The sequence below is a fragment of the Ralstonia nicotianae genome, assembly GCF_018243235.1.
Classification (GTDB): Bacteria; Pseudomonadota; Gammaproteobacteria; order Burkholderiales; family Burkholderiaceae; genus Ralstonia; species Ralstonia nicotianae.
On the sequence record NZ_CP046674.1, the window covers coordinates 1410867 to 1436024 of the forward strand.

The window sequence follows — 25158 nt, forward strand, 5'->3', positions numbered from 1 at the left end:
CTGCCGGAACCCATGCATATCTGAAAAACAGGACATCAACATGAAAGTGTTTTACGACAAGGACGCCGACCTCTCCCTCATCAAGGGCAAGAACGTCACCATCATCGGCTACGGCTCGCAAGGCCACGCTCACGCCCTGAACCTGAACGACTCGGGCGTGAAGGTGACGGTCGGCCTGCGCAAGAATGGCGCATCGTGGAACAAGGCCGTCAACGCCGGCCTGCAGGTCAAGGAAGTGGCCGAGGCGGTGAAGGACGCCGACGTCGTCATGATCCTGCTGCCGGACGAGCAGATCGCCGACGTGTACAAGAACGAAGTGCACGGCAACATCAAGCAGGGCGCCGCGCTGGCGTTCGCCCACGGCTTCAACGTGCACTACGGCGCCGTGATTCCGCGCGCCGACCTGGACGTCATCATGGTTGCGCCGAAGGCCCCGGGCCACACCGTGCGCGGCACCTACGCCCAGGGCGGCGGCGTGCCCCACCTGATCGCCGTCCACCAGGACAAGTCCGGCTCGGCCCGTGACATCGCCCTGTCGTACGCCACCGCCAACGGCGGCGGCCGCGCCGGCATCATCGAGACCAACTTCCGCGAAGAGACCGAAACCGACCTGTTCGGCGAGCAAGCCGTGCTGTGCGGCGGCACCGTCGAACTGATCAAGGCCGGCTTCGAGACGCTGGTGGAAGCCGGCTACGCGCCGGAAATGGCCTACTTCGAGTGCCTGCACGAGCTCAAGCTGATCGTCGACCTGATCTACGAAGGCGGCATCGGCAACATGAACTACTCGATCTCGAACAACGCCGAGTACGGCGAGTACGTCACCGGCCCGCGCGTCGTGACGGCCGAGACCAAGCAGGCCATGAAGCAGTGCCTGCACGACATCCAGACCGGCGAGTACGCCAAGAGCTTCCTGCTGGAAAACAAGGCCGGCGCCCCGACGCTGATCTCGCGCCGCCGCCTGACCGCCGATCACCAGATCGAGCAGGTCGGCGCCAAGCTGCGCGCGATGATGCCGTGGATCGCCAAGAACAAGCTGGTCGACCAGTCCAAGAACTGATCGATCGCGCCTTGTGCGACGGAGCCAGCCCTCGGGCTGGCTTTTTTCATGCTGGCCGACGCCGATTGCGGGATGCCCGCGGTGCTGGCGCCGCCGTGTGTCGGCTAGAATGCCGCATTTCCTTCACGACGCATCCCGAGGTCTGATTTTGAACAACACGTATCCGCACCCCATCATCGCGCGCGAGGGCTGGCCGTACCTGGGCGGGATCTTCATCGTCACGCTCATCGTCCATGCCGCCGCCGGACTTGGCTGGGCGTGGCCGTTCTGGTTGCTGACGGTGTTCGTGCTGCAGTTTTTCCGCGATCCGGCGCGCACGGTGCCGACGCAGGCCAATGCCATTCTGTCGCCCGCGGATGGCCGCATCGTCGCTGTCGAGCAGGTGCGCGATCCGTACGCTGACCGCGATGCGCTGAAGATCAGCGTGTTCATGAACGTGTTCAATGTGCACTCCAACCGCGCGCCGGTCGACGGCACCGTGCAGCAGGTGCAGTACTTCCCCGGCAAGTTCGTCAACGCCGACCTGGACAAGGCCTCGCTCGAGAACGAGCGCAACGCCGTGGTGCTGCGCCGCGCCGACGGCCAGGTCGTCACGTCGGTGCAGGTGGCCGGGTTGATCGCACGCCGCATCCTTTGCTATACCAAAGTCGGCGAGACGCTCGCGCGCGGCCAGCGCTACGGCTTCATCCGCTTCGGCTCGCGCGTCGACGTATACCTGCCGCTCACGGCGCGCCCGCGCGTGACCATCGGCGAGAAGGTGTCCGCCACGCTGACGGTGCTCGCCGAGCTGGACTGACCCGGAGGCCATCATGCCCGCGTTCAACCGGCGCAAGAAGCGCTTTACCGCCAGCAACGTGATGCACCTGCGTCCGTTGCGCCACAACCAGCCGCGCTCGGACGACGACGAGCTGGAGGTCGTGCGTCCGCGCCGGCGCGGCATCTACCTGCTGCCCAACGCCTTCACGACGGCCGCGCTGTTCGCCGGCTTCTTCGCTATCGTCCAGGCGATGAACCTGAACTTCGAGACCGCCGCCATCGCCATCTTCGCGGCCATGGTGCTCGACGGCATGGACGGCCGCGTCGCCCGCATCACCAACACGCAGAGCGCCTTCGGCGAGCAGTACGACTCGCTGTCCGACATGTGTTCCTTCGGCGTGGCGCCGGCGCTGGTGATGTACGAATGGATCCTGCGCGATCTGGGCAAGTGGGGCTGGCTGGCGGCCTTCGTCTATTGCGCGGGCGCCGCGCTGCGGCTGGCGCGCTTCAACACCAACATCGGCGTGGTCGACAAGCGCTTCTTCCAAGGCATGCCGAGCCCCGCTGCCGCGGCATTGATCGCCGGCTTCGTCTGGCTGGCGATCGACAACAAGCTGCCGGTCAAGGAGCTGTGGATGCCGTGGGTCGCCTTCGGGCTGACGCTGTACGCGGGGCTGTCGATGGTGTCGAACGCGCCGTTCTACAGCGGCAAGGCGCTGGACGTGCGGCACCGGGTGCCGTTCGGCGTGATGGTGCTCGTGCTGGTGCTGTTCGTGGTGGTGTCGAGCGACCCGCCGGTGGCGCTGTTCGGGTTGTTCGTCGTCTACGCGGTGTCGGGCTACGTGCTGTGGGGCTGGCGTGCGCTGCACGGTCGGCCGGGCAGCCCGCGCCTGCCGCGCGAGCCCGTGCCGGCAGATGCCGACGAGTGATCGATCGGCGCCTTCGTGCGCGGCACCCTAGGTTTCTGCTTGCGCGCTTGCGCCGGTTTTTGAATTCGTCTATAGTCGTCCGCATGCTTTCGCGCCCGATTTCCATTCTGATTACGCTAGTCTCGATTGATGGCCTACTAGGTCGTCAGGTCGGGACACGCGCATAGGAATCGCAGAACAGGCAACCAGGAACCGCCTAGTCTTCGCGAAACAGGAATCACAGCGCCCCGGCCTGCAACCATGCACGCCGGGGCGTTTTGCATTCTGCGCCGCGAAAAAAGGGCCACCCGAGATCACCACCGAGATCGACGTCAAAAACGTCACCCCACAAGGAGCCGCCATGAGCGACAAACTGATTATTTTCGACACCACCTTGCGAGACGGCGAGCAGTCGCCCGGGGCGTCGATGACCAAGGAAGAAAAGATCCGCATCGCCAAGCAGCTCGAGCGGCTGAAGGTGGACGTGATCGAGGCGGGGTTCGCCGCCAGCTCCAACGGCGACTTCGAGGCCATCCGTGCCATCGCCCAGTCGGTCAAGGATTCCCGCATCTGCTCGCTGGCGCGTGCGAACGACCGCGACATCTCCCGCGCCGCCGAGGCGCTCAAGCCGGCAGGGCAGTTCCGCATCCACACCTTCATCGCCACGTCCGCGCTGCATATGGAGAAGAAGCTGCGCATGACGCCGGACCAGGTGTACGAGCAGGCCCGCCTGGCTGTGCGTTTCGCGCGTCAGTTCACGGACGACATCGAGTTCTCGCCGGAAGACGGCAGCCGCTCCGACATGGATTTCCTGTGCCGCGTGCTGGAAGGCGTGATCGCCGAGGGGGCCACCACCATCAACCTGCCGGACACGGTCGGCTATGCGGTGCCGGAAGGCTATGCCGCGCTGATCCGCTCGGTGCGCGAGCGCATTCCCAACTCCGACAAGGCGATCTGGTCGGTGCACTGCCACAATGACCTGGGCATGGCGGTCGCGAACTCGCTGGCCGCGGTCAAGCTGGGCGGCGCGCGCCAGATCGAGTGCACGATCAACGGACTGGGCGAGCGCGCCGGCAATACCAGCCTCGAAGAGGTGGTGATGGCCGTCAAGACCCGCCGCGATTACTTCAACCTTGATGTCGGTGTCGACACCACGCAGATCGTGCCGGCCTCCAAGCTGGTCTCGCAGATCACCGGCTTCGTGGTGCAGCCGAACAAGGCGGTGGTGGGCGCCAACGCCTTCGCGCATGCCTCCGGCATCCACCAGGACGGCGTGCTCAAGGCGCGCGATACCTACGAGATCATGCGCGCCGAAGACGTGGGCTGGACCGCCAACAAGATCGTGCTGGGCAAGCTCTCGGGCCGCAACGCGTTCAAGCAGCGTCTGCAGGAACTCGGCATCGAGCTCGATTCCGAAGCCGAACTGAACGCCGCCTTCACGCGCTTCAAGGAGCTGGCCGACCAGAAGGCCGAGATCTTCGATGAGGACATCGTCGCCATCGTCTCCAACGAAGCCCAGCACGCCGAGGGCGAGCACTTCCGCTTCGTGTCGCTGTCGCAGCGCTCGGAGACCGGCGAGCGGCCGCACGCGCGCATCGTCTTCGTCGCCGACGGCAAGGAAGTGACAGGCGAGGCAGAGGGCAACGGCCCGGTCGACGCGACGCTCAACGCCATCGAGAGCAAGGTCGCCAGCGGCGCCGAGCAACTGCTGTACTCGGTCAACGCCATTACCACCGGCACCCAGGCGCAGGGCGAAGTGACGGTGCGCCTGTCCAAGTCGGGCCGCATCGTCAATGGTGTGGGCACCGATCCGGACATCGTCGCGGCATCGGCCAAGGCGTACCTGGCGGCGCTGAACAAGCTGCAGGACAAGAGCAGCGAGAAGCTCAATCCGCAGATCTGACTTCGGGTCTCGGATTTCGATCGACACATGCAGGCGCCAGCCCCGGCCTGAACACGATCACAACAGAGCGCGCACCCGGTGACCCACCGGGCCGCGAAGCGGGTGCGGCCGCAACGGATGCGTCAACAGCGCCATCCGGAACCGGCCGCCTTTGAAAGGCGATGCCCGTGCGATCCACGGCATGGCCGACCCGAGCATCCACGCCAGGCCAGGCGCCTCGCGTGGATGTTGCCGTTGCGGCGCGCTCAGCAGCGCGAGTTCGCATCGTGGTCGTACATCGGGTCGGGGCTGACCTGCGTGAGCCGGACGATGCCGTCGCGGTCGAAATAGAAGTGCATCAGTGACGGCCACACGCCTTCCTGCTTAAAACGATAGGACCACACCTGCCGGTCCATCAGGCGGAAGTAGGCGGTCTCCTCGGGCTTGCCGAACATCCGCAGCACATCCTGCTGCGTCGAGGTGCCGACGCGGATCTGCGCGAAATCCAGCGTGGTCAGGATCTGCCGGAATGACACCAGGCGCCCCGAGGCGTCGAAATCCGCGGCGTAGGTGAACTGCCCGTAGGGCTGGGTCGGATACAGCCAGCGCGTGCCGCCGCCGGCGCGCGGGTACTGTTCGGGCGGCTTGCCGAAGCGCGCTTCCACGACGGACGCGGGCTGGCCGATCAGGGCCTCGCCGGCCGGGACGGGTGCCAGCACCGCGCAGCCGGCGGCCGCCACCGATGCCATGGCCGACGCCCCCATGCGAACGATCCAACGCACTTTCATGATGCGGCCTCCTGCAATGCCTTGAGTGTAGGGCGGAACGCGGCTTGTGCCGGCGCGGCGCCACGCCTTACCATCCGCTCCTCACGGGGAGTTCCATATGTTTCGTCTGTTGATGGCTGCGCTGGCGGCCATGGGGCTGTGTGGCGCCGCCGGCGCCCAGCCCGCGGTCGCGCCGATCCGGCTGGCATTGATCGAGGGCCTGTCCGGCCCGTTCGCCAACGCGGGCGAGGCAGTGGACCGCAACCTGCGCATCGCCATCGAGGGCGTGAACGCGCGCGGCGGAATCCGGTTGCCGGACGGGCGCCATCCGCTCGCCCTGGTGCGGTTCGACAGCAAGAACATGGTCGATGAGTCCCTGCTGCAGCTGCAGGCGGCCAGCGATGCGGGCATCCGCTTTGTCCTGCAGGGCAACAGCTCGGCGGCCGCGGCGGCGCTTTCGGCGTCGATCGCGCGCCACAACGATCGCGCTCCGGACGCGCGCATGCTGTTCCTCAACTACGCCGCCGTCGATCCGGCGCTGACCAACGAGGCCTGCAGCTTCTGGCATTTCCGCTTCGACGCCTCGGCCGACATGCGCATGCATGCGCTGACCGAAGTGATTCGCGCCGATCCGTCCGTCAAGCAGGTCTACCTGATCGGCCAGGACTACACCTTCGGCCGGCAAGTGGCGCAGCTGGCGCGCCGGCAACTGGGCGAGAAGCGGCCGGACATCGCCATCGCCGGCGAGGTGCTGCATCCGATCGGCAAGGTGAAGGATTTCGCGCCCTACGTGGCCCGCATCGCGGCGTCGGGCGCCGATGCCGTCATCACGGGCAACTGGGGCAATGACCTGACGCTGCTGGTCAAGGCGGCGCGCGATGCCGGCCTGAAAGCCCGCTTTTTCACCTTCTACGGCAATTCGCTCGGTGCCCCGGGCGCGATGGGCGAGGCGGGTGTCGGCCGGGTCGTGGCGGTGGCGGAGTGGCATCCGAACCTGGGCGGGACGGGGTCCGACGCGTTCTACAAGGCGTTCCGCGCGCGCTACCCGGCGCCGGCGGACGACTATCCGCTGCTGCGCGACCAGATGATGATCGACCTGCTGGCCACCGCCATCGAGCGTGCCGGCACGACCGAAGCCGGCGCGGTCGCGCGTGCGCTGGAAGGCGCTTCGCTCGACACCGGCTTCCATCGCCTCACGCTGCGGGCCGAGGATCACCAGGCCATCCAGCCGCTGGTCGTCATGCAGATGGCGCGCGCGGGGACGCCGGGCGCGCCGTTCGATATCGAGGGATCCGGCTACGGTTTCCGGACGCTGAAAGTGATTCCTCCAGCCCAAACGGCCCTGCCCACCACGTGCCGGATGGCGCGCTATTGAGGCAATCCGCCTCGGTGCTGTCATCGGGCGGAGGAATTGGGCTATAATCGCGCCCTTGTCATTCAGTCGGGCATCCGGTTGGGCTGACAAGATTGTGTTCAACACGGCACCGGTGGCGTCTGCAAAGGGCGCTGCAGTGTCCGCAAGTCAAAGGAAACGAAAATGTCCGTCGCTGACATCAACAAGCAAGAAGTCGTCAAGCAATTCGCCCGTGGCACCAACGATACGGGCAGCCCCGAAGTGCAGGTCGCACTGCTGACCGCTCGCATCAACGAGCTGACCCCGCACTTCAAGGCGCACATGAAGGATCACCACAGCCGCCGCGGTCTGCTCAAGATGGTGAGCCGCCGTCGCCGTCTGCTCGACTACCTCAAGAAGAACGATGCCGACCGCTACCGTTCGCTGATCGAGAAGCTGGGTCTGCGTAAGTAATGGTGGGTCTCACGCGTTGCGCGTGACGAACAAGTGCCTGCGTCAGCATGCTGATGCAGGCATTTTGTTTTTTGCGGCCGCGTTCGCGGCCGTGCCGGGCAACCGGCAAGCGATGGCAGCCGGCTGACCGGCTGCCGGGGACCGGGGGCGGCAGGGAGCAGAGTCTTGTGTCATTCCAGCACGGTGCTGGGCGTCAGCACCGCGCTGGAATGGCATAAACACACCTCTGCAACCGCACCGTCTTCCGGAGCGTGTTGGTCGCGGCGCAAGCAACGATGCGCGCCGCGCATACCGAACAGGAGAAGACATGTTCAACAAGATCGTCAAGGAATTCCAGTGGGGCAACCACAAGGTGCGCATGGAGACGGGCGAGATCGCTCGCCAGGCCAGCGGCGCCGTGCTGCTCGACATGGACGACACCGTGGTGCTGGCCACCGTGGTGGGCGCCAAGAACGCCAAGCCGGGCCAGGATTTCTTCCCGCTGACCGTCGACTACATCGAGAAGACCTACGCCGCCGGCAAGATCCCGGGTGGCTTCTTCAAGCGTGAAGGCCGTCCGTCGGAAAACGAGACGCTGACCTCGCGCCTGATCGACCGTCCGCTGCGTCCGCTGTTCCCGGAAGGCTTCTACAACGAAGTCCAGGTCGTCATCCACGTGCTGTCGATCAACCCGGAAGTGCCGGCCGACATCCCGGCGCTGGTGGCCGCTTCGGCCGCGCTGGCCGTGTCGGGCCTGCCGTTCAACGGCCCGGTGGGCGCCGCCCGCGTGGGTTACAAGGACGGCCAGTACCTGCTGAACCCGAACCGCGCGCAACTGGCGCATTCGGACCTGGACCTGGTGGTTGCCGGCACCGAGCGTGCCGTGCTGATGGTCGAATCCGAAGCCAACCAGCTGTCGGAAGAGGTGATGCTGGGCGCCGTGGTGTACGGCCATGAGCAGATGCAGATCGCCATCAATGCGATCCACGACCTGGTGCGCGACGGCGGCAAGCCGGAGTGGGACTGGCAAGCGGCGCCGAAGAACGAAGCCCTGGTCGCCAAGGTGTCCGAGCTGGGCCTGGCCGATCTGCAAGCCGCTTACCAGCTGCGCCAGAAGTCGGCACGCAGCCAGAAGCTGAAGGAAGTCTACGCATCGGTCGCGGCCAAGCTGGCCGAAGCCGGCGTGGAAGCCGACGGCGTGGAAGTCGACAACATCCTGTTCGAGCTCGAATCGAAGATCGTGCGCGGCCAGATCCTGAACGGCGAGCCGCGTATCGACGGTCGCGACACCCGCACGGTGCGCCCGATCGAGATCCGCTCGTCGGTGCTGCCGCGCGCGCACGGCTCGGCGCTGTTCACGCGCGGTGAGACGCAAGCGCTGGTGGTGGCCACCCTGGGCACCAAGAGCGACGAGCAGATCATCGACGCGCTGCAGGGCGAGTACCGCGACCGCTTCATGCTCCACTACAACATGCCGCCGTTCGCCACCGGCGAAACCGGCCGCGTGGGCAGCCCGAAGCGCCGCGAAATCGGCCACGGCCGCCTGGCCAAGCGCGCGCTGATCCCGGTGCTGCCGAAGGAAGACGAATTCGCCTACACGATTCGTCTGGTGTCGGAGATCACCGAGTCGAACGGCTCGTCGTCGATGGCTTCGGTCTGCGGTGGCTGCCTGGCGCTGATGGATGCCGGCGTGCCGGTCAAGGCGCACGTGGCCGGCGTGGCCATGGGCCTGATCCTGGAGGGCAACAAGTTCGCCGTGCTGACCGACATCCTGGGCGACGAAGATCACCTGGGCGACATGGACTTCAAGGTGGCCGGTACCGATAACGGCATCACCGCGCTGCAGATGGACATCAAGGTGCAGGGCATCACCAAGGAAATCATGCAGGTGGCTCTGGCGCAGGCCAAGGAAGGCCGTCTGCATATCCTGGGCAAGATGCAGGCCGCGATGGGCCATGCACGCACCGAACTGTCGGAGCATGCGCCGCGCATGATCACCGTCAAGATCAACCCGGAGAAGATCCGCGACGTGATCGGCAAGGGCGGCTCGACCATCCAGGCGCTGACCAAGGAAACCGGCTGCACGATCGACATCCAGGAAGACGGCACGATCACCATCGCGTCGACCTCGTCCGAGGGCATGGCCGAAGCCAAGCGCCGCATCGAAGGCATCACGGCCGAAGCCGAAGTGGGCAAGATCTACAGCGGCACCGTGCTCAAGCTGCTGGACTTCGGTGCGATCGTCAACATCCTGCCGGGCAAGGACGGCCTGCTGCACATCTCGGAAATCGCCAACGAGCGCGTCAACCAGGTGTCGGACTACGTCAAGGAAGGCCAGATGGTGCGCGTGAAGCTGCTGAGCACCGACGAAAAGGGCCGCATGCGCCTGTCGATCAAGGCCGCCAAGGCTGAGGAAGGCGATGTGCCGGCCACCGCGCCGCAGGCGCCGGGCGCTGGCGACGCGACGTCGCAGCAGCAGTAAGCGCGGGAATCTCCGCCACGGAAACGGCTGGACAGTGTCCAGCCGTTTTTTTGTTTACACTGCGTCGCGGGTTCCACCAACGCGACCGACCATGAGCCGCCTGTTCGAGCAAAACCGTATCGCCATCGTCTGGGATTTCGACAAGACGCTGATTCCGCGCTACATGCAAGTGCCGCTGTTCGAGCGTTACGACATCGCCGAGCAGGGCTTCTGGGATGAGGTGGGCGACGGCTCCAGGCGCATCGAGTCGCGTGGCCAGAAGGTCAATCACGAGACCTTCTATCTCAATGTGCTGCTGCGCCACGTGCGCGATGGCCGCATGGCCGGGCTCGATAACGCCGCGCTGCGCCAGCTCGGCGCGGAACTGGAGTTCTTTCCCGGTGCGGCGGAATTCTTCGAGCACAGCAAGACCTGGGTTGCCGGCAACCCGGCCTATCAGGCCTTCGATATCCGGCTCGAGCACTACATCGTCAGCACCGGGTTGACCGAGATGATCAAGGGTTCACCCATTGCCCCGCACATCGACGGGGTGTGGGGATGCGAGTTCCTGGAGGCGCCGGACACGGCCGGCCGGCCGGTGATCTCCGAGGTCATCTACGCCATCGACAACACGACCAAGACGCGCGCGCTGTTCGAGATCAACAAGGGCGTCAATAAGCATCCCGAGGCGGTCAGCGTGAATGCGTCGATCGCCGAGGCGGAACGGCGCGTGCCGTTCTCCAACATGATCTACGTGGCCGACGGCCCGAGCGACATCCCGGCGTTTTCCGTTGCCCGCAAGGGCGGTGGCCGCACCTATGCGGTCTACAACCCCGACAGCGCGCGCTCCTTCGAGCAGGCCGACAACCTGCGGGCGAGCGCCCGTGTCGACAGCTTTGGTCCTGCCGACTACCGGCCGGGCTCGCAGACCGAGATGTGGCTCAAGTTGCATATCGGCAAGATCGCCGACGCCATCGTCCACGGCAAGCAGGAGATCCTGCGCGAGACCACGCGCGGCATCCCGCAGCATTTTGTCGAGCCCAAGCGCAGCGCATCGTAATCCCGATCCCGAATGCCATGAGAGCGATTGAAATCACGCAGTACGGCGGTCCCGACGTCCTGAAACCGGCCGAGCGGCCGATGCCGGAGCCGAAGGCCGGCGAGGTGCTGATCCGCGTGCGCGCTGCCGGGGTGAACCGGCCCGATGTGTTCCAGCGGACCGGCAACTATCCGGTGCCGCCGGGCGCTTCCGATATCCCGGGCCTGGAAGTGGCCGGCGAAATCGTCGGCGGCGATCTCGCGCACGCCGACAACCGGTATGGCCTGCGCGCGGGCGATCGGGTCTGTGCGCTGGTGCAGGGCGGCGGCTACGCCGAGTTTTGCACGGCGCCGCTTGGCCAGGTGTTGCCGGTGCCGGCGGGGTTGTCCGACATCGAGGCGGCGGCGCTGCCCGAGAACTATTTCACGGTGTGGTCCAACGTGTTCGACCGCGGCCAGCTGGGGCAGGGCGCGCATGGCAAGGGCGAGACGCTGCTGGTGCAGGGCGGCTCCAGTGGCATCGGCACCACGGCCATCCAGATGGCCTCCGCGCTCGGCTATCGCGTGTTCTCCACGGCCGGCAGCGACGAGAAGTGCGCCGCCTGCGTCGCGCTGGGCGCGGCGCGCGCCATCCACTACAGGACCGAGGATTTCGCCGAGGTCGTCAAGGCCGAGACGGGGCGCGGCGTCGATGTGGTGCTCGACATGGTGGGCGGCAGCTACGTCGCGCGCGAGATTGCCTGCACGGCGGACGATGGCCGTATCGTGCTGATCGCGCTGCTGGGCGGCGCCAAGGCCGAGGTGCCGCTGGGCGAGATCCTGCGCAGGCGCATCACGCTGACGGGCTCGACGCTGCGGCCCCGTCCCGTGGCGTTCAAGGCGGCGATCGCCGCTCACCTGCATGACACGGTGTGGCCGCTGCTGGCTTCCGGTCGCATCCGGCCGGTCATCCACGAGGTGATGCCCGCGGAGCATGCCGCGCAGGCGCACGCGCTGATGGAATCGAGTGCGCACATCGGCAAGATCATGCTGACCTGGGGCTAGCGCACGCATGCGGTCGCGTCCGGGCGACAAAATTGACCCCGTTTTTGCCGCCACGGTAGAATGCCGGGTTTATTTGACTGTCGACTTGGCGGAACAACAACGTGAGCGCAAGACCGAAGCTGGTGGTGGGCAACTGGAAGTTGCATGGCAGCCTGAACGGCAACGCCGAGCTGCTTGAGAAGATCAAGGCAGCCGGGCAGACCCGCGCCGCGCTGGCCGTCTGTGCACCGTTCCCGTACCTGGCCCAGTGCCAGTCGGTGCTCGCCGGCTCGTCGGTGGCCTGGGGCGCGCAGGACGTGTCGGCCGAGACGCGCGGCGCCTTCACCGGCGAGGTGGCGGCGTCGATGCTGTCGGAATTCGGCTGCGGCTACGCGATCGTCGGGCACTCGGAACGTCGCACGTATCACGGCGAGACCGACGCGCAGGTGGCGATCAAGGCGCTGCGCGCGCTGGAGCACGGCATCACCCCGATCGTCTGTGTCGGCGAAACGCTGGCGCAACGCGAGGCCGGAGAGACCGAGCTGGTCGTGGCCCGTCAGTTGGAGGCGGTGCTGGAGTCGCTGTCGGTCGAACAGCTGGGTCACATCGTCGTGGCCTACGAGCCGGTCTGGGCCATCGGTACCGGCAAGACCGCGACCAGCGAGCAGGCGCAGGCAGTGCATGCGTTCCTGCGTGGCCGCGTGGCTGCTTGCGATGCCGGTGTCGCGCAGCGCATGCCGATCCTGTATGGCGGCAGCGTCAAGCCGGACAACGCGGCCGAACTGTTTGCGATGGCGGACATCGATGGCGGCCTGATCGGCGGCGCATCCCTGAAGGCCGAAGATTTCCTGGCGATCGGCCGGGCCTGATCGGCCCCCGAGATCGCCGTCCGTTGTGGCTCCTGGGGTCACAACACATTATTGAGAGAAGCGAAATGGCAATTTTGAAGACTCTGCTGCTGGTGGCGCAAATCCTGAGCGCGCTTGGCGTGATCGGCCTGGTGCTGCTGCAGCATGGCAAGGGCGCCGACGTGGGCGCGGCCTTCGGCTCCGGCGCATCGGGCAGCCTGTTCGGGGCTACCGGTTCGGCCAACTTCCTGTCGCGCACGACGGCGATCCTCGCGACGGTGTTCTTCGTCGCCACCCTGACGCTGACGCTGCTCGGCACCAGCAAGGGCAACGTTTCTGCGGGTGTCATGGGTGGTGCCGCACCGGTTTCGGCGGCTTCCGCGCCCGCAGCATCGGTGCCGGCCCCTGCCTCGGCCCCGGCCGTGCCGAAGTAATCCGGGCGACGGCGCGCCGCGCGGTTTTGCGGTGCGCCTCAACGGTGCAATTTTTTGTTTGTGCATTGAACAAAAGCGTTGCTTTGCGGTAGAATGCGAGGCTTGAAACAATAAGGGAACGGAGATGGCGGATCGCCTGAGCCGGCTTCCTGAAGAAAGGTTTTTTCCCCCAGCCGACGTGGTGAAATTGGTAGACACGCTATCTTGAGGGGGTAGTGGCGAAAGCTGTGCGAGTTCGAGTCTCGCCGTCGGCACCAATCATTTTCGGGGTCTGTTCAACGGGATTGTTCCGTGCAGGCCTCATCCGCAAAACGGCGCGGCAGTCAGGGCGTCGTGAGGCTGCGGACCCGGCGCCTTTGATGGGGCGACAAGGCGCCGCCTGCGGGCAGTGCTTGTTGCAACCATTCAAAAAGGCGGGCGTCCCTTGAACCTCGAAGCCTATTTCCCCGTTCTGCTGTTCATCATCATCGGTGTCGGCCTTGGCCTGGCGCTGATGACCATCGGCCGGATTCTCGGTCCGAACAATCCCGATCCTGACAAGCTCTCGCCGTACGAGTGCGGCTTCGAAGCCTTCGAAGATGCGCGCATGAAGTTCGACGTGCGCTACTACCTCATCGCCATCCTGTTCATCCTGTTTGATCTCGAGACCGCGTTCCTCTTCCCCTGGGGCGTGGCGCTGCGCGACATCGGCTGGCCGGGTTTCTTCGCGATGGGCGTGTTTCTTCTCGAGTTTCTTGTGGGCTTCGTCTACATCTGGAAAAAAGGCGCGCTCGATTGGGAGTGATGTGAAATGGCGATCGAAGGCGTACTCAACGAAGGCTTTGTCACCACCACCGCTGACAAGCTGATCAACTGGACCCGCACCGGGTCGCTGTGGCCGATGACGTTCGGCCTGGCCTGCTGCGCGGTGGAAATGATGCACGCTGGCGCATCGCGTTATGACCTGGACCGCTTCGGCGTGGTGTTCCGCCCGTCACCGCGCCAGTCCGACGTGATGATCGTGGCCGGCACGCTGTGCAACAAGATGGCGCCCGCGCTGCGCAAGGTCTACGACCAGATGGCCGAGCCGCGCTGGGTCATTTCGATGGGCTCGTGTGCCAACGGCGGCGGCTACTACCACTATTCGTACTCCGTCGTGCGCGGCTGCGATCGCATCGTGCCGGTTGACGTGTACGTGCCGGGCTGCCCGCCGACAGCCGAAGCGCTGATCTACGGCATCATCCAGCTGCAGGCGAAGATCCGCCGTACCAACACCATCGCGCGCAAGGGCTGACATGACCGACAAGCTTGCCACCCTGCAGTCCGCGCTCGAAAAGGCGCTGGGCAATCGCATCCAGAGCCTGACCGAGGCGGTCGGTGAAATCACGCTCGTGGTGAAGGCGGCCGATTACCTGGAAACCATGCGCACGCTGCGCGACGATGCCGCGCTCAAGTTCGAGCAGCTGATCGATCTGTGCGGCGTGGACTATTCCGCCTACGGCGACGGTGCCTGGAACGGCCCGCGCTTTGCCGCCGTGTCGCACCTGCTGTCGGTCACGCACAATTGGCGCGTGCGCGTGCGCGTGTTCGCGCCGGACGATGATCTTCCCGTCGTGGCGTCCGTGGTCGATGTCTGGAACGCCGCCGACTGGTTCGAGCGCGAGGCGTTCGACCTGTATGGGCTGGTCTTCGAAGGCCACCCGGACCTGCGCCGCATCCTGACCGACTACGGCTTCATCGGCCACCCGTTCCGCAAGGATTTTCCGGTGTCGGGCTATGTGGAAATGCGTTACGACCCCGTGCAGCGCCGCGTGATCTACCAGCCGGTGACCATCGAGCCGCGCGAGATTACGCCGCGTGTGATCCGCGAGGATCAATACGGTGGCCTGAAGCACTGAAGGGCGCCTGATCATGGCAGACATCAAGAACTACACCCTCAACTTCGGCCCGCAGCACCCGGCCGCGCACGGCGTGCTGCGTCTGGTGCTGGAGCTGGATGGCGAAGTCATCCAGCGCGCCGACCCGCACATCGGCCTGCTGCACCGCGCGACCGAGAAGCTCGCCGAGCAGAAGACCTGGATCCAGAACGTGCCGTACATGGACCGTCTCGACTACGTGTCGATGATGGTCAACGAGCATGCCTACGTGATGGCCATCGAGCGCCTGCTCGGCGTCGACGTGCCGCTGCGCGCGCAGTACATCCGCGTGATGTTCGACGAGATCACGCGGATCATGAACCACCTGATGTGGATCGGCGCTCACGCGCTGGACGTCGGTGCCATGGCGGTGTTCCTGTACGCCTTCCGCGAGCGCGAAGACCTGTTTGACATGTACGAGGCCGTGTCGGGCGCACGCATGCACGCGGCGTATTACCGTCCGGGCGGCGTCTACCGTGACCTGCCGGACTCGATGCCGCAGTACAAGGCATCGAAAGTGCGCAACGAGAAGGCACTGGCGGCCATGAACGAAACGCGTTCGGGCTCGCTGCTGGACTTCATCGAGGCCTTCACCGACCGCTTCCCGACGTACGTCGACGAATACGAAACGCTGCTGACCGACAACCGGATCTGGAAGCAGCGCCTGGTCGGCATCGGCGTGGTGACGCCCGAGCGCGCATTGCAGAAGGGCATGACCGGGCCGATGCTGCGTGGCTCCGGCATTGCGTGGGACGTGCGCAAGAAGCAGCCGTACGAAGTGTACGACCGCGTCGATTTCGACATCCCGGTGGGCGTGAACGGCGATTGCTACGACCGTTACCTGGTGCGCGTGGAAGAGATGCGCCAGAGCAACCGCATCGTCCGCCAGTGCGTGGAATGGCTGCGCAAGAACCCGGGCCCGGTGATCACCGACAACCACAAAGTGGCACCGCCGTCGCGCGTCGAGATGAAAACTAACATGGAAGAGCTGATCCACCACTTCAAGCTCTTCACCGAAGGCATGCACGTGCCCGAGGGCGAAGCGTATGCCGCCGTCGAGCATCCGAAGGGCGAGTTCGGCATCTACGTGATCTCGGACGGCGCCAACAAGCCGTATCGCCTGAAGATCCGCGCGCCGGGTTTCGCGCACCTGGCGGCGCTCGACGAGATGGCCAAGGGGCACATGATCGCCGATGCGGTGACGATCATCGGTACGCAAGACATCGTGTTCGGCGAGATCGACCGCTGAGCCGACAGGAAACAACGGTTTGACGCGCTGGCAGGCGCGGCTGTGAATCGAGGACGCACGCCGGGGCGCGAGCCCCGCGTCCCGCACCAATCGCAACGAAAATGCTATCAGCAGAAGCTCTCAAGGAAATCGACCGGGCGGTCGCGAAATATCCCGCCGACCAGAAGCAGTCCGCCGTGATGGCGGCGCTGGCGGTCGCGCAGAGCGAGAAAGGCTGGGTCTCGCCCGAAGTCATGCAGTTCGTGGCCGAGTATCTCGAAATGCCGCCGGTGTGGGTCGAGGAAGTGGCGACGTTCTACAACATGTACGACACCAAGCCGGTGGGCCGCTTCAAGCTGACCGTGTGCACGAACCTGCCGTGCGCGCTGTCGGGCGGCGAGCGCGCGGCCGATTACCTGAAGCAGAAGCTGGGCATCGGCTTCAACGAGACGACCGCGGACGGCACCTTCACGCTCAAGGAAGGCGAGTGCATGGGCGCATGTGGCGATGCTCCGGTCATGATCGTCAACAACACCCATATGTGCAGCTTCATGAGCAACGAGAAGCTCGACGCGCTGATCGCCGACCTGAAGGCGAAGGCGCCCGCCAATGGAGCAGGCAAGTAAATGACCTCCCTGCACGATCGACACATCCAGCCGCTGATTCTCGCCGGCCTGAACGGCGACAACTGGCACCTCGAAGACTATGTCAAGCGCGGCGGCTACCAGCAGCTCAAGCGCATCCTGACGGAAAAGATTTCGCCTGAACAGATCATCGCCGACGTGAAGGCCTCGGGCCTGCGCGGCCGTGGCGGCGCGGGCTTCCCGACCGGCCTGAAGTGGAGCTTCATGCCGCGCCAGTTCCCGGGCCAGAAGTACCTGGTCTGCAACACGGACGAGGGCGAGCCCGGCACGTTCAAGGATCGCGACATCATCCGCTACAACCCGCACGCCTTGATCGAAGGCATGGCCATCGGCGGCTACGCGATGGGCATCACCGTGGGCTACAACTACATCCACGGCGAGATCTGGAACGAGTACAAGATCTTCGAGCAGGCGCTCGAAGAGGCGCGTGCCGCAGGTTTGCTGGGCGACAACATTCTCGGCTCCGGCTTCAACTTCCAGCTGCATGCGCACCATGGCTATGGCGCGTACATCTGCGGCGAGGAAACCGCGCTGCTCGAATCGCTGGAAGGCAAGAAGGGCCAGCCGCGCTTCAAGCCGCCGTTCCCGGCCAGCTTCGGCCTGTATGGCAAGCCGACCACCATCAACAACACCGAAACCTTTGCCGCGGTGCCGTTCCTGCTGTCCATCGGTCCGGACAACTACCTGAAGATGGGCAAGCCGAACAACGGCGGCTCGAAGATCTTCTCGGTGTCCGGCGACGTGGAGCGCCCGGGCAACTACGAGATTCCGCTCGGCACGCCGTTCTCCAAGCTGCTGGAGCTGGCCGGCGGCATGCGTGGCGGCAAGAAGCTCAAGGCGGTCATCCCGGGTGGCTCGTCGGCGCCGGTGGTGCCGGCCGACCTGATGATGGCCTCCGACATGGACTACGATTCGATCGCCAAGGCCGGCTCGATGCTGGGTTCGGGCGCCGTGATCGTGATGGACGAGACGCGCTGCATGGTGAAGTCGCTGCTGCGCCTGTCGTACTTCTACTTCGAGGAGTCGTGCGGCCAGTGCACGCCGTGCCGTGAGGGCACCGGCTGGCTGTACCGCGTGGTCGATCGCATCGAGCACGGCAAGGGCCGCCAGGAAGATCTGGACCTGCTCAACAACGTGGCCGAGAACATCATGGGCCGGACCATCTGCGCGCTGGGCGATGCCGCCGCGATGCCGGTCCGCGGCATGCTCAAGCACTACTGGGACGAGTTCGCGTATCACGTCGAGCACAAGCAGTGCATGGTGCCCACCTACATCTAAGCGTGGCAGAACATGGTTGAAATCGAAATCGATGGCAAGAAGGTCGAGGTTGCCGAAGGCAGCCTGGTGATGGAGGCCGCCCGTCAGGCGGGCACCTATATCCCGCACTTCTGCTATCACCGCAAGCTGTCGATCGCGGCGAACTGCCGGATGTGCCTGGTCGAGGTCGAGAAGGCGCCCAAGGCGCTGCCGGCCTGCGCCACGCCGGTTACCGCGGGCATGAAGGTCTTCACCAACTCCGAGAAGGCGGTGAAGGCGCAGAAGTCCGTGATGGAGTTCCTGCTGATCAACCACCCGCTGGATTGCCCGATCTGCGATCAGGGCGGCGAATGCCAGCTGCAGGATCTGGCCGTGGGCTACGGCAAGTCCGAATCGCGCTACAAGGAAGAGAAGCGCGTGGTGTTCCATAAGAACGTCGGCCCGCTGATCTCGATGGAAGAGATGACGCGCTGCATCCACTGCACGCGCTGCGTCCGCTTCGGCCAGGAAGTGGCCGGCGTGATGGAGCTGGGCATGCTCAACCGCGGCGAGCATTCCGAGATCACCACGTTCGTCGGCCAGACCGTCGATTCCGAGCTGTCGGGCAACATGATCGACCTGTGCCCGGTCGGCGCGCTGACCAGCAAGCCGTTCCGCTACTCGGCTCGCACGTGGGAGCTGGCACGCCGCAAGTCGGTGTCGCCGCACGATGGCCTGGGCGCCAACGTGATCGTCCAGACCAAGAACCAGCGCGTGATGCGCGTGCTGCCGCTGGAAAACGATGCCATCAACGAATGCTGGCTGTCCGACAAGGACCGCTTTGCCTATGAGGGCCTCAACAGCGACGAGCGCCTGACCCAGCCGATGCTCAAGCAGGGCGGCCAATGGCAGACCGTGGACTGGACCACGGCGCTGGAGTATGTCGCCAACGGCCTGAATGCGATCAAGCGCGACCACGGTGCCGAGCAGATCGGTGCGCTGGCCAGCCCGCACAGCACGCTGGAAGAGCTGTTCCTGCTGCAAAAGCTGGTGCGCGGCATCGGCAGCGACAGCGTCGACTTCCGCCTGCGCCAATCCGATTTCTCCGCCAAGCCGACGGGCGCACCGTGGCTGGGCATGCCGATCGCCGATGTGTCGCTGCTGCAGCGCACGCTGGTGGTGGGCGCCTTCCTGCGCAAGGATCATCCGCTGCTGGCCGCGCGTCTGCGCCAGGGTGGCAAGAAGGGCGCGCAACTGAGCGTGATCGGCGCCGGCGGCGAAGACCTGCTGATGCCGGCGACGCAGCTGCTGGGTGCGCCGTCGCAGTGGCTGTCGCTGCTGTCGGAAGTGGCCGTGGCGATCGCCGCCGCCAATAGCGTTGCCCGCCCGGTCGGTACCGATGGCATCGAGGCCGGCGAAGTCGCCAAGCGCATCGCCGCGAGCCTGGCTTCGGGTGAGCGCAAGGCGGTGTTCCTGGGCAACGCTGCCGTGGCCCATCCGCAGTTCTCCAAGCTGCATGCGCTGGCCCAGTGGGTCGCGCAGCAGACCGGCGCGACGCTGGGCTTCCTGACCGAAGCCGCGAATACCGTCGGCGGTTACATCGCCGGTGCGCTGCCGCAAGGCAACGGCCTGGACGCTGCCGCCATGCTGGCGCAGCCGCGGCGTGCCTACGTCATCCTGGGCGCCGAGCCGGAATTCGATTCGGCGAATCCGCAGCAGGCGCGTGCCGCGCTGGCGCATGCCGACACCGTGGTGATGCTGTCGCCGTTCGCCTCGCGCGCCGCGATGGAACACGCCGACGTGCTGCTGCCGGTTGCGCCGTTCACGGAAACCTCGGGCACCTACATCAACTGCGAAGGCCTGCCGCAAAGCTTCAACGGCGTGGTCCGCAGCCTGGGCGATTCGCGTCCGGCATGGAAGGTGCTGCGCGTGCTGGGCAATCTGCTGGGCCTGTCGGGCTTCGAGTACGAAACGTCGGAAGCCGTGCGTGACGACGTGCTGGCCAAGCCGGTCGCCGAGCGGCTGTCGAACGCCACCGCCGCGCAGACTGCTGCACCGGTTGCTGCCGCAGGCGGTATCGAGCGACTGGCCGACGTGCCGATCTACCATGCCGATCCGATCGTGCGCCGTGCCGGTTCGCTGCAACTGACGGCCGCGTCCCGCGCCGCGGTGCGCGCCGGTCTGCCGGCCGACCTGTTCGAACAGTTGGGCCTGGCCGTCGGCGACGCCGTGCGCGTCTCGCAGGGGCAGGGCAGCGTGGTGCTGCCGGCGGTGCTGGACCGCACGCTGGCCTCCGGTGTGATCCGCGTGCCGGCCGCGACCGAGGCATCGGCGCAACTGGGCCCGATGTTCGGTACGGTGAGCGTTGAAAAGGCCGAATCTTCCGCGCTGGCGGCTACGGTGTAAGGATCAACATGATCGAGTCGATTACCTCTTTCGGCGCGGCGACCTTCGGCGGCTGGTGGCCGCTGATCTGGACGCTGGTGCGTGCCGTTTGCATCATCCTGCCGCTGCTGCTGTGCGTGGCTTACCTGATCCTGTGGGAGCGCAAGCTGATCGGCTGGATGCACGTGCGCGTGGGTCCGAACCGCGTGGGCCCGATGGGCCTGCTGCAGCCGATCGCCGACGTGCTCAAGCTGCTGCTCAAGGAAGTCATGGTGCCGAGCGCGGTCAGCCGTGGCATGTACATCATCGCGCCGCTGATGGTGCTGATGCCGGCCGTGGCGATCTGGGCGGTGGTGCCGTTCCAGGCCGAGGCCGTGGTGTCGAACATCAACGCCGGCCTGCTGTACGTGATGGCGATCAGCTCGGTGGGTGTGTACGGCGTGATCCTGGCCGGCTGGGCCTCGAACTCCAAGTACGCGTTCCTGGGCGCGATGCGCGCCTCGGCACAGATGATCTCGTACGAAATCGCCATGGGCTTCGCGCTCGTGACGGTGCTGATGGTCACCGGCAGCCTGAACCTGTCGGACATCGTCAACTCGCAGAACCGCGGCTTCTTCGCCAACCACGGCATCAACATCCTGTCGTGGAACTGGCTGTCGCTGCTGCCGATGTTCGGCGTGTATTTCATCTCGGGCGTGGCCGAAACCAACCGCCACCCGTTCGACGTGGTGGAAGGCGAATCGGAAATCGTGGCCGGCCACATGATCGAATACTCGGGCATGGCGTTCGCGCTGTTCTTCCTGGCCGAGTACATCAACATGATCGTCATCTCGGCGATGACGGCGACGATGTTCCTGGGCGGCTGGTCCGCGCCGATCGATGCGCCGGTGTTCAACTGGATTCCGGGCTTCTTCTGGCTGCTGATCAAGGTCTTCCTGTTGCTGTCGGTCTTCATCTGGCTGCGTGCGTCGTTCCCGCGCTACCGCTATGACCAGATCATGCGCCTGGGCTGGAAGATCTTCATTCCGCTCACCGTGGGTTGGCTGATCATCGTTGCCATCTGGCTGGTGTCGCCGTGGAACATCTGGAAGTAACGGGACAATAGGAAGGCACCATGTTGCTTGCCATCAAGGAATTCTTTAACAGCCTGCTCCTGAAGGAACTCTTCAAGGGGTTGGCGCTGACCGGGCGCTACCTGTTTGCGCGCAAGATCACCGTCCTCTTCCCGGAAGAGAAGACGCCGCTGTCGCCGCGCTTCCGCGGCCTGCATGCGCTGCGCCGCTATCCGAACGGCGAAGAGCGCTGCATCGCGTGCAAGCTGTGCGAGGCGGTGTGCCCGGCCCTGGCCATCACGATCGAGTCGGACCAGCGCGACGACGGCACCCGCCGCACCACGCGCTACGACATCGACCTGACCAAGTGCATCTTCTGCGGCTTCTGCGAAGAGGCGTGCCCGGTGGACGCCATCGTCGAGACGCACATCCTGGAGTACCACGGCGAGAAGCGCGGCGATCTGTACTTCACCAAGGACATGCTGCTGGCCGTGGGTGACCGCTTCGAGCCGGAAATCGCCGCCAACAAGGCAGCCGACGCGAAGTACCGCTGATGCAGATTCAAGACGCCCGCGACTGCGGCTGCGGGCGGCGCAGTTGAAATTCCGGTTGGACAACGGCTCCTCGTGAGCCAGCCAGTTGCGGCGGTATCATGCCGCCGCGGCTTTGGATGAGCGCGTGCCGCAAAACGGCCCGCGTCAGGATCATGGAAATCACGACGATCATCTTCTACTGTTTCTCGCTGGTGCTGGTGCTGTCGGCGCTGAAGGTCATCACCGCGAAGAACCCGGTGCACGCGGCGCTGTTCCTCGTGCTGTCGTTCTTCACGGCGGCGGCGATCTGGATGCTGCTGAAGGCGGAGTTCCTCGCCATCACGCTGGTGCTGGTCTACGTGGGCGCGGTGATGGTGCTGTTCCTGTTCGTGGTGATGATGATCGATGTCGACATCGAGCATCTGCGGCGCGATTTCTGGACTTACGTGCCGATGGGTGCGTTCGTGGGGGCTGTCATCATCATGGAAATGGCCGTGGTCCTGACCAAGGCCTTCATGGGGCGCTCGCAGCCGGTGCAGGAGTTGCCCAAGGCGCTGTCGGGCCCCAACACCCAGGCGCTCGGCAAGCTGATCTACACCGACTACATCTATGCGTTTGAAGTCGCCGGCGCGGTGCTGCTGCTGGCGATCGTGGCCGCCGTGGCGCTGACCGCCCGCCGCCGCAAGGACAGCAAGGCCCAGAACGTGGCCGACCAGATCCGCGTGCAGCGCAAGGACCGCGTCCGCCTGGTCTCGATGCCGGCGGAGAAGGCCGCGTCCGCGGCCCCGGCCGAGACCAACCGCTGAGCCCCGGGAGAATCCACATGCTATCGCTCGCCCATTACCTCGTGCTCGGCGCCGTCCTGTTCGCCATCAGCATCGTCGGCATCTTCCTGAACCGCAAGAACGTCATCGTGCTGCTGATGGCGATCGAACTGATGCTGCTCGCGGTCAACATGAACTTCGTCGCGTTCTCCCATTACTTGGGTGACCTGGCGGGGCAGGTGTTCGTGTTTTTCATCCTGACGGTGGCCGCGGCGGAATCCGCGATCGGTCTCGCCATCCTGGTGGTGCTGTTCCGTAACCTGGACACCATCAACGTTGACGATCTGGACAGCCTCAAGGGCTGATCGCCGCATCCACACATAAGAAGCTCCATGGCTACCACGCTCAATCCCAACCTGCTGCTGGCGATCCCGCTCGCGCCGCTGGCCGGCGCGGCGATCGCCGGGCTGTTCGGCACCAAGTTCTTCGGCGAGAAGATCGGCCGCGCGGCGTCCCACAGCGTCACCATCCTCGGTGTTGCGATCGCCTTCATCCTGTCGGCGCTGGTGCTGTTCGACGTGATGGGCGGCGCCGGTTACAACGGCACCGTCTATGAATGGATGGCGGTCGGCTCGCTGAAGATGGAAGTCGGCTTCCTCATCGATTCGCTGACCGCGATGATGATGTGCGTGGTGACCTTCGTCTCGCTGATGGTGCACATCTACACCATCGGCTACATGCAGGAAGACCCGGGCTACAACCGCTTCTTCGCGTACATCTCGCTGTTCACCTTCTCGATGCTGATGCTCGTGATGAGCAACAACTTCCTGCAGCTGTTCTTCGGCTGGGAAGCGGTGGGTCTGGTGTCGTATCTGCTGATCGGCTTCTGGTTCAAGCGCCCGACGGCCATCTACGCCAACATGAAGGCGTTCCTGGTCAACCGCGTGGGTGACTTCGGCTTCGTGCTCGGCATCGGCCTGCTGCTGGCCTACGCCGGCAGCCTGAGCTACGCCGATGTGTTCGCGGCACGCGAGAAGCTCGCCGTCATCGGCTTCCCCGGCACCGACTGGCAGATGCTGACGGTCGCCTGCATTTGCCTGTTCATCGGCGCGATGGGCAAGTCCGCGCAGTTCCCGCTGCACGTGTGGCTGCCGGACTCGATGGAAGGCCCGACCCCGATTTCAGCGCTGATCCACGCGGCCACCATGGTGACGGCCGGCATCTTCATGGTCGCGCGCATGTCGCCGCTGTTCGAGCTGTCGGACACCGCGCTGTCGGTGGTGCTGGTGATCGGCGCCATCACCGCGCTGTTCATGGGCTTCCTCGGCATCATCCAGACCGACATCAAGCGCGTGGTGGCGTATTCGACACTGTCGCAGCTCGGTTACATGACGGTGGCGCTGGGCGCGTCCGCCTACCAGGTGGCCGTGTTCCACCTGATGACCCACGCGTTCTTCAAGGCGCTGCTGTTCCTGGGCGCGGGCTCGGTCATCATCGGCATGCACCACGACCAGGACATGCGCAACATGGGCGGCCTGCGCAAGTACATGCCGATCACGTGGCTGACGTCGCTGGTGGGTTCGCTGGCGCTGATCGGCACGCCGTTCTTCTCGGGCTTCTATTCGAAGGATTCGATCATCGAGGCGGTGCGTGAGTCGCACCTGCCGGGCGCGGGCTTCGCCTACTGGGCGGTGCTGGCCGGCGTGTTCGTGACCGCGTTCTATTCGTTCCGGATGTACTTCCTGGTGTTCCACGGCGAAGAGCGCTTCGGCAAGGAAGACTCGCATCACGAGGGCAACCACGTGGACGAGGAAGAGACCGCCGACCACCACCACGGCCTGGCGCCGGGCCAGAAGCCGCACGAGTCGCCGTGGGTGGTGACGGTGCCGCTGGTGCTGCTGGCGATTCCGTCGGTCGTCGTCGGCGCGATGGCGATCCAGCCGATGCTGTTCGGCGAGTTCTTCAAGCACGGCGTGGTCTTCACCGATGTCATCTTCAACGCCGAGCACCACGAGGCAATGAAGGTGCTGGCCGAGGATTTCCACGGCTGGGTCGGGATGGCGCTGCACGGCTTCACGTCGGCTCCGTTCATCCTGCTGGTGTCCGGCGTGGCGCTGTCGTGGTTCTTCTACCTGAAGCGCCCGGACATTCCGGCCGCGATCGCCAAGCGTTTCTCCGGCCTCCACACGCTGCTGGACAACAAGTACTACATGGACAAGATCAACGAGATCGTCTTCGCCAACGGTGCGGTCAAGTTCGGCCGCGGCCTGTGGAAGGGCGGCGATCAGGGCGTGATCGATGGCGTGGTCGTCAACGGCAGCGCGCGTCTGGTGGGGTGGTTCGCCAGCGTGGTGCGCCTGCTCCAGTCCGGCTACATCTATGACTATGCGTTCGCGATGATCGTCGGCACCGTGCTGCTGCTGACGTACTTCGTGTTCCTGGCGGGCAAATAAGGGATAAC

At 65.2% G+C, this 25158-nt stretch carries 24 protein-coding genes and 1 tRNA gene; 24 read left to right on the plus strand and 1 reads right to left on the minus strand.

Going from position 1 to position 25158, the window contains the following annotated elements; translation table 11 throughout:
• Positions 1-40 precede the first annotated feature (40 nt).
• The 4 genes from ilvC (at position 41) to GO999_RS06515 (ending at position 4624) form a co-directional block, all read left to right on the plus strand.
• Positions 41-1057: a ketol-acid reductoisomerase gene (gene ilvC / locus GO999_RS06500; RefSeq protein ID WP_011002007.1), complete on the plus strand. Its 1017-nt coding sequence runs from the start codon at positions 41-43 to the stop codon at positions 1055-1057.
• Between the two features lie 148 nt (positions 1058-1205).
• Entirely contained in the window at positions 1206-1853 is a 648-nt protein-coding gene (locus tag GO999_RS06505; protein ID WP_011002006.1) for a phosphatidylserine decarboxylase, read from the plus strand.
• 13 nt (positions 1854-1866) lie between these two features.
• On the plus strand, positions 1867-2742 hold the full coding sequence (gene pssA, locus GO999_RS06510) for a CDP-diacylglycerol--serine O-phosphatidyltransferase (RefSeq protein ID WP_011002005.1): 876 nt from the start codon (positions 1867-1869) through the stop codon (positions 2740-2742).
• Between the two features lie 340 nt (positions 2743-3082).
• Complete coding sequence (locus GO999_RS06515; protein WP_011002004.1) at positions 3083-4624, plus strand: 2-isopropylmalate synthase; 1542 nt, start codon at positions 3083-3085, stop codon at positions 4622-4624.
• 245 nt (positions 4625-4869) lie between these two features.
• Here the strand turns inward: GO999_RS06515 and GO999_RS06520 are convergent, their stop codons facing one another.
• Positions 4870-5391 (minus strand): hypothetical protein, encoded by a 522-nt coding sequence (locus GO999_RS06520; protein WP_058907185.1) that lies wholly within the window; start codon positions 5389-5391, stop codon positions 4870-4872.
• 97 nt (positions 5392-5488) lie between these two features.
• Between GO999_RS06520 and GO999_RS06525 the strand changes: the two genes are divergently transcribed.
• The 20 genes from GO999_RS06525 (at position 5489) to nuoL (ending at position 25150) form a co-directional block, all read left to right on the plus strand.
• Positions 5489-6745, plus strand: a complete 1257-nt coding sequence (locus GO999_RS06525; RefSeq protein WP_211906678.1) for a branched-chain amino acid ABC transporter substrate-binding protein — start codon at positions 5489-5491, stop codon at positions 6743-6745.
• A gap of 162 nt (positions 6746-6907) precedes the next feature.
• Positions 6908-7177, plus strand: a complete 270-nt coding sequence (gene rpsO, locus GO999_RS06530) for a 30S ribosomal protein S15 (protein WP_011002001.1) — start codon at positions 6908-6910, stop codon at positions 7175-7177.
• Between the two features lie 307 nt (positions 7178-7484).
• On the plus strand, positions 7485-9638 hold the full coding sequence (gene pnp / locus GO999_RS06535) for a polyribonucleotide nucleotidyltransferase (RefSeq protein WP_011001999.1): 2154 nt from the start codon (positions 7485-7487) through the stop codon (positions 9636-9638).
• A gap of 91 nt (positions 9639-9729) precedes the next feature.
• The gene (locus GO999_RS06540) at positions 9730-10677 is read left to right on the plus strand and encodes an HAD family hydrolase (protein ID WP_016727044.1); all 948 of its coding nucleotides are present in this window, start codon (positions 9730-9732) and stop codon (positions 10675-10677) included.
• Between the two features lie 17 nt (positions 10678-10694).
• A complete protein-coding gene (locus tag GO999_RS06545; protein WP_211906679.1) occupies positions 10695-11699 on the plus strand; it encodes an NAD(P)H-quinone oxidoreductase in 1005 nt (334 codons plus the stop codon).
• A gap of 101 nt (positions 11700-11800) precedes the next feature.
• A complete protein-coding gene (gene tpiA, locus GO999_RS06550; protein ID WP_016722939.1) occupies positions 11801-12547 on the plus strand; it encodes a triose-phosphate isomerase in 747 nt (248 codons plus the stop codon).
• 65 nt (positions 12548-12612) lie between these two features.
• Positions 12613-12960, plus strand: coding sequence for a preprotein translocase subunit SecG (gene secG / locus GO999_RS06555; RefSeq protein ID WP_011001995.1), 348 nt, complete (start codon positions 12613-12615; stop codon positions 12958-12960).
• Between the two features lie 172 nt (positions 12961-13132).
• Positions 13133-13217 (plus strand) — tRNA-Leu (locus GO999_RS06560).
• 167 nt (positions 13218-13384) lie between these two features.
• A complete protein-coding gene (locus GO999_RS06565; protein WP_011001994.1) occupies positions 13385-13744 on the plus strand; it encodes an NADH-quinone oxidoreductase subunit A in 360 nt (119 codons plus the stop codon).
• A gap of 6 nt (positions 13745-13750) precedes the next feature.
• Positions 13751-14233, plus strand: coding sequence for a NuoB/complex I 20 kDa subunit family protein (gene nuoB, locus GO999_RS06570; protein WP_003261929.1), 483 nt, complete (start codon positions 13751-13753; stop codon positions 14231-14233).
• A 1-nt stretch (position 14234) separates the two neighbouring features.
• Positions 14235-14837, plus strand: a complete 603-nt coding sequence (locus GO999_RS06575; RefSeq protein WP_016722940.1) for an NADH-quinone oxidoreductase subunit C — start codon at positions 14235-14237, stop codon at positions 14835-14837.
• A gap of 13 nt (positions 14838-14850) precedes the next feature.
• Positions 14851-16104, plus strand: coding sequence for an NADH-quinone oxidoreductase subunit D (locus GO999_RS06580; protein ID WP_211906680.1), 1254 nt, complete (start codon positions 14851-14853; stop codon positions 16102-16104).
• Between the two features lie 101 nt (positions 16105-16205).
• Entirely contained in the window at positions 16206-16709 is a 504-nt protein-coding gene (gene nuoE / locus GO999_RS06585; RefSeq protein ID WP_011001991.1) for an NADH-quinone oxidoreductase subunit NuoE, read from the plus strand.
• The gene (gene nuoF, locus GO999_RS06590; RefSeq protein ID WP_016722942.1) at positions 16710-18005 is read left to right on the plus strand and encodes an NADH-quinone oxidoreductase subunit NuoF; all 1296 of its coding nucleotides are present in this window, start codon (positions 16710-16712) and stop codon (positions 18003-18005) included.
• A gap of 12 nt (positions 18006-18017) precedes the next feature.
• Positions 18018-20369: an NADH-quinone oxidoreductase subunit NuoG gene (gene nuoG, locus GO999_RS06595; protein ID WP_211906681.1), complete on the plus strand. Its 2352-nt coding sequence runs from the start codon at positions 18018-18020 to the stop codon at positions 20367-20369.
• 8 nt (positions 20370-20377) lie between these two features.
• Complete coding sequence (gene nuoH / locus GO999_RS06600; RefSeq protein WP_011001988.1) at positions 20378-21442, plus strand: NADH-quinone oxidoreductase subunit NuoH; 1065 nt, start codon at positions 20378-20380, stop codon at positions 21440-21442.
• Between the two features lie 20 nt (positions 21443-21462).
• Positions 21463-21954: an NADH-quinone oxidoreductase subunit NuoI gene (nuoI, locus tag GO999_RS06605; RefSeq protein WP_003261939.1), complete on the plus strand. Its 492-nt coding sequence runs from the start codon at positions 21463-21465 to the stop codon at positions 21952-21954.
• 152 nt (positions 21955-22106) lie between these two features.
• Entirely contained in the window at positions 22107-22739 is a 633-nt protein-coding gene (locus tag GO999_RS06610; protein WP_011001987.1) for an NADH-quinone oxidoreductase subunit J, read from the plus strand.
• 17 nt (positions 22740-22756) lie between these two features.
• Positions 22757-23062 (plus strand): NADH-quinone oxidoreductase subunit NuoK, encoded by a 306-nt coding sequence (gene nuoK / locus GO999_RS06615; protein WP_003261941.1) that lies wholly within the window; start codon positions 22757-22759, stop codon positions 23060-23062.
• 27 nt (positions 23063-23089) lie between these two features.
• A complete protein-coding gene (nuoL, locus tag GO999_RS06620; RefSeq protein ID WP_211906682.1) occupies positions 23090-25150 on the plus strand; it encodes an NADH-quinone oxidoreductase subunit L in 2061 nt (686 codons plus the stop codon).
• The last annotated feature ends 8 nt before the right edge of the window (positions 25151-25158 follow it).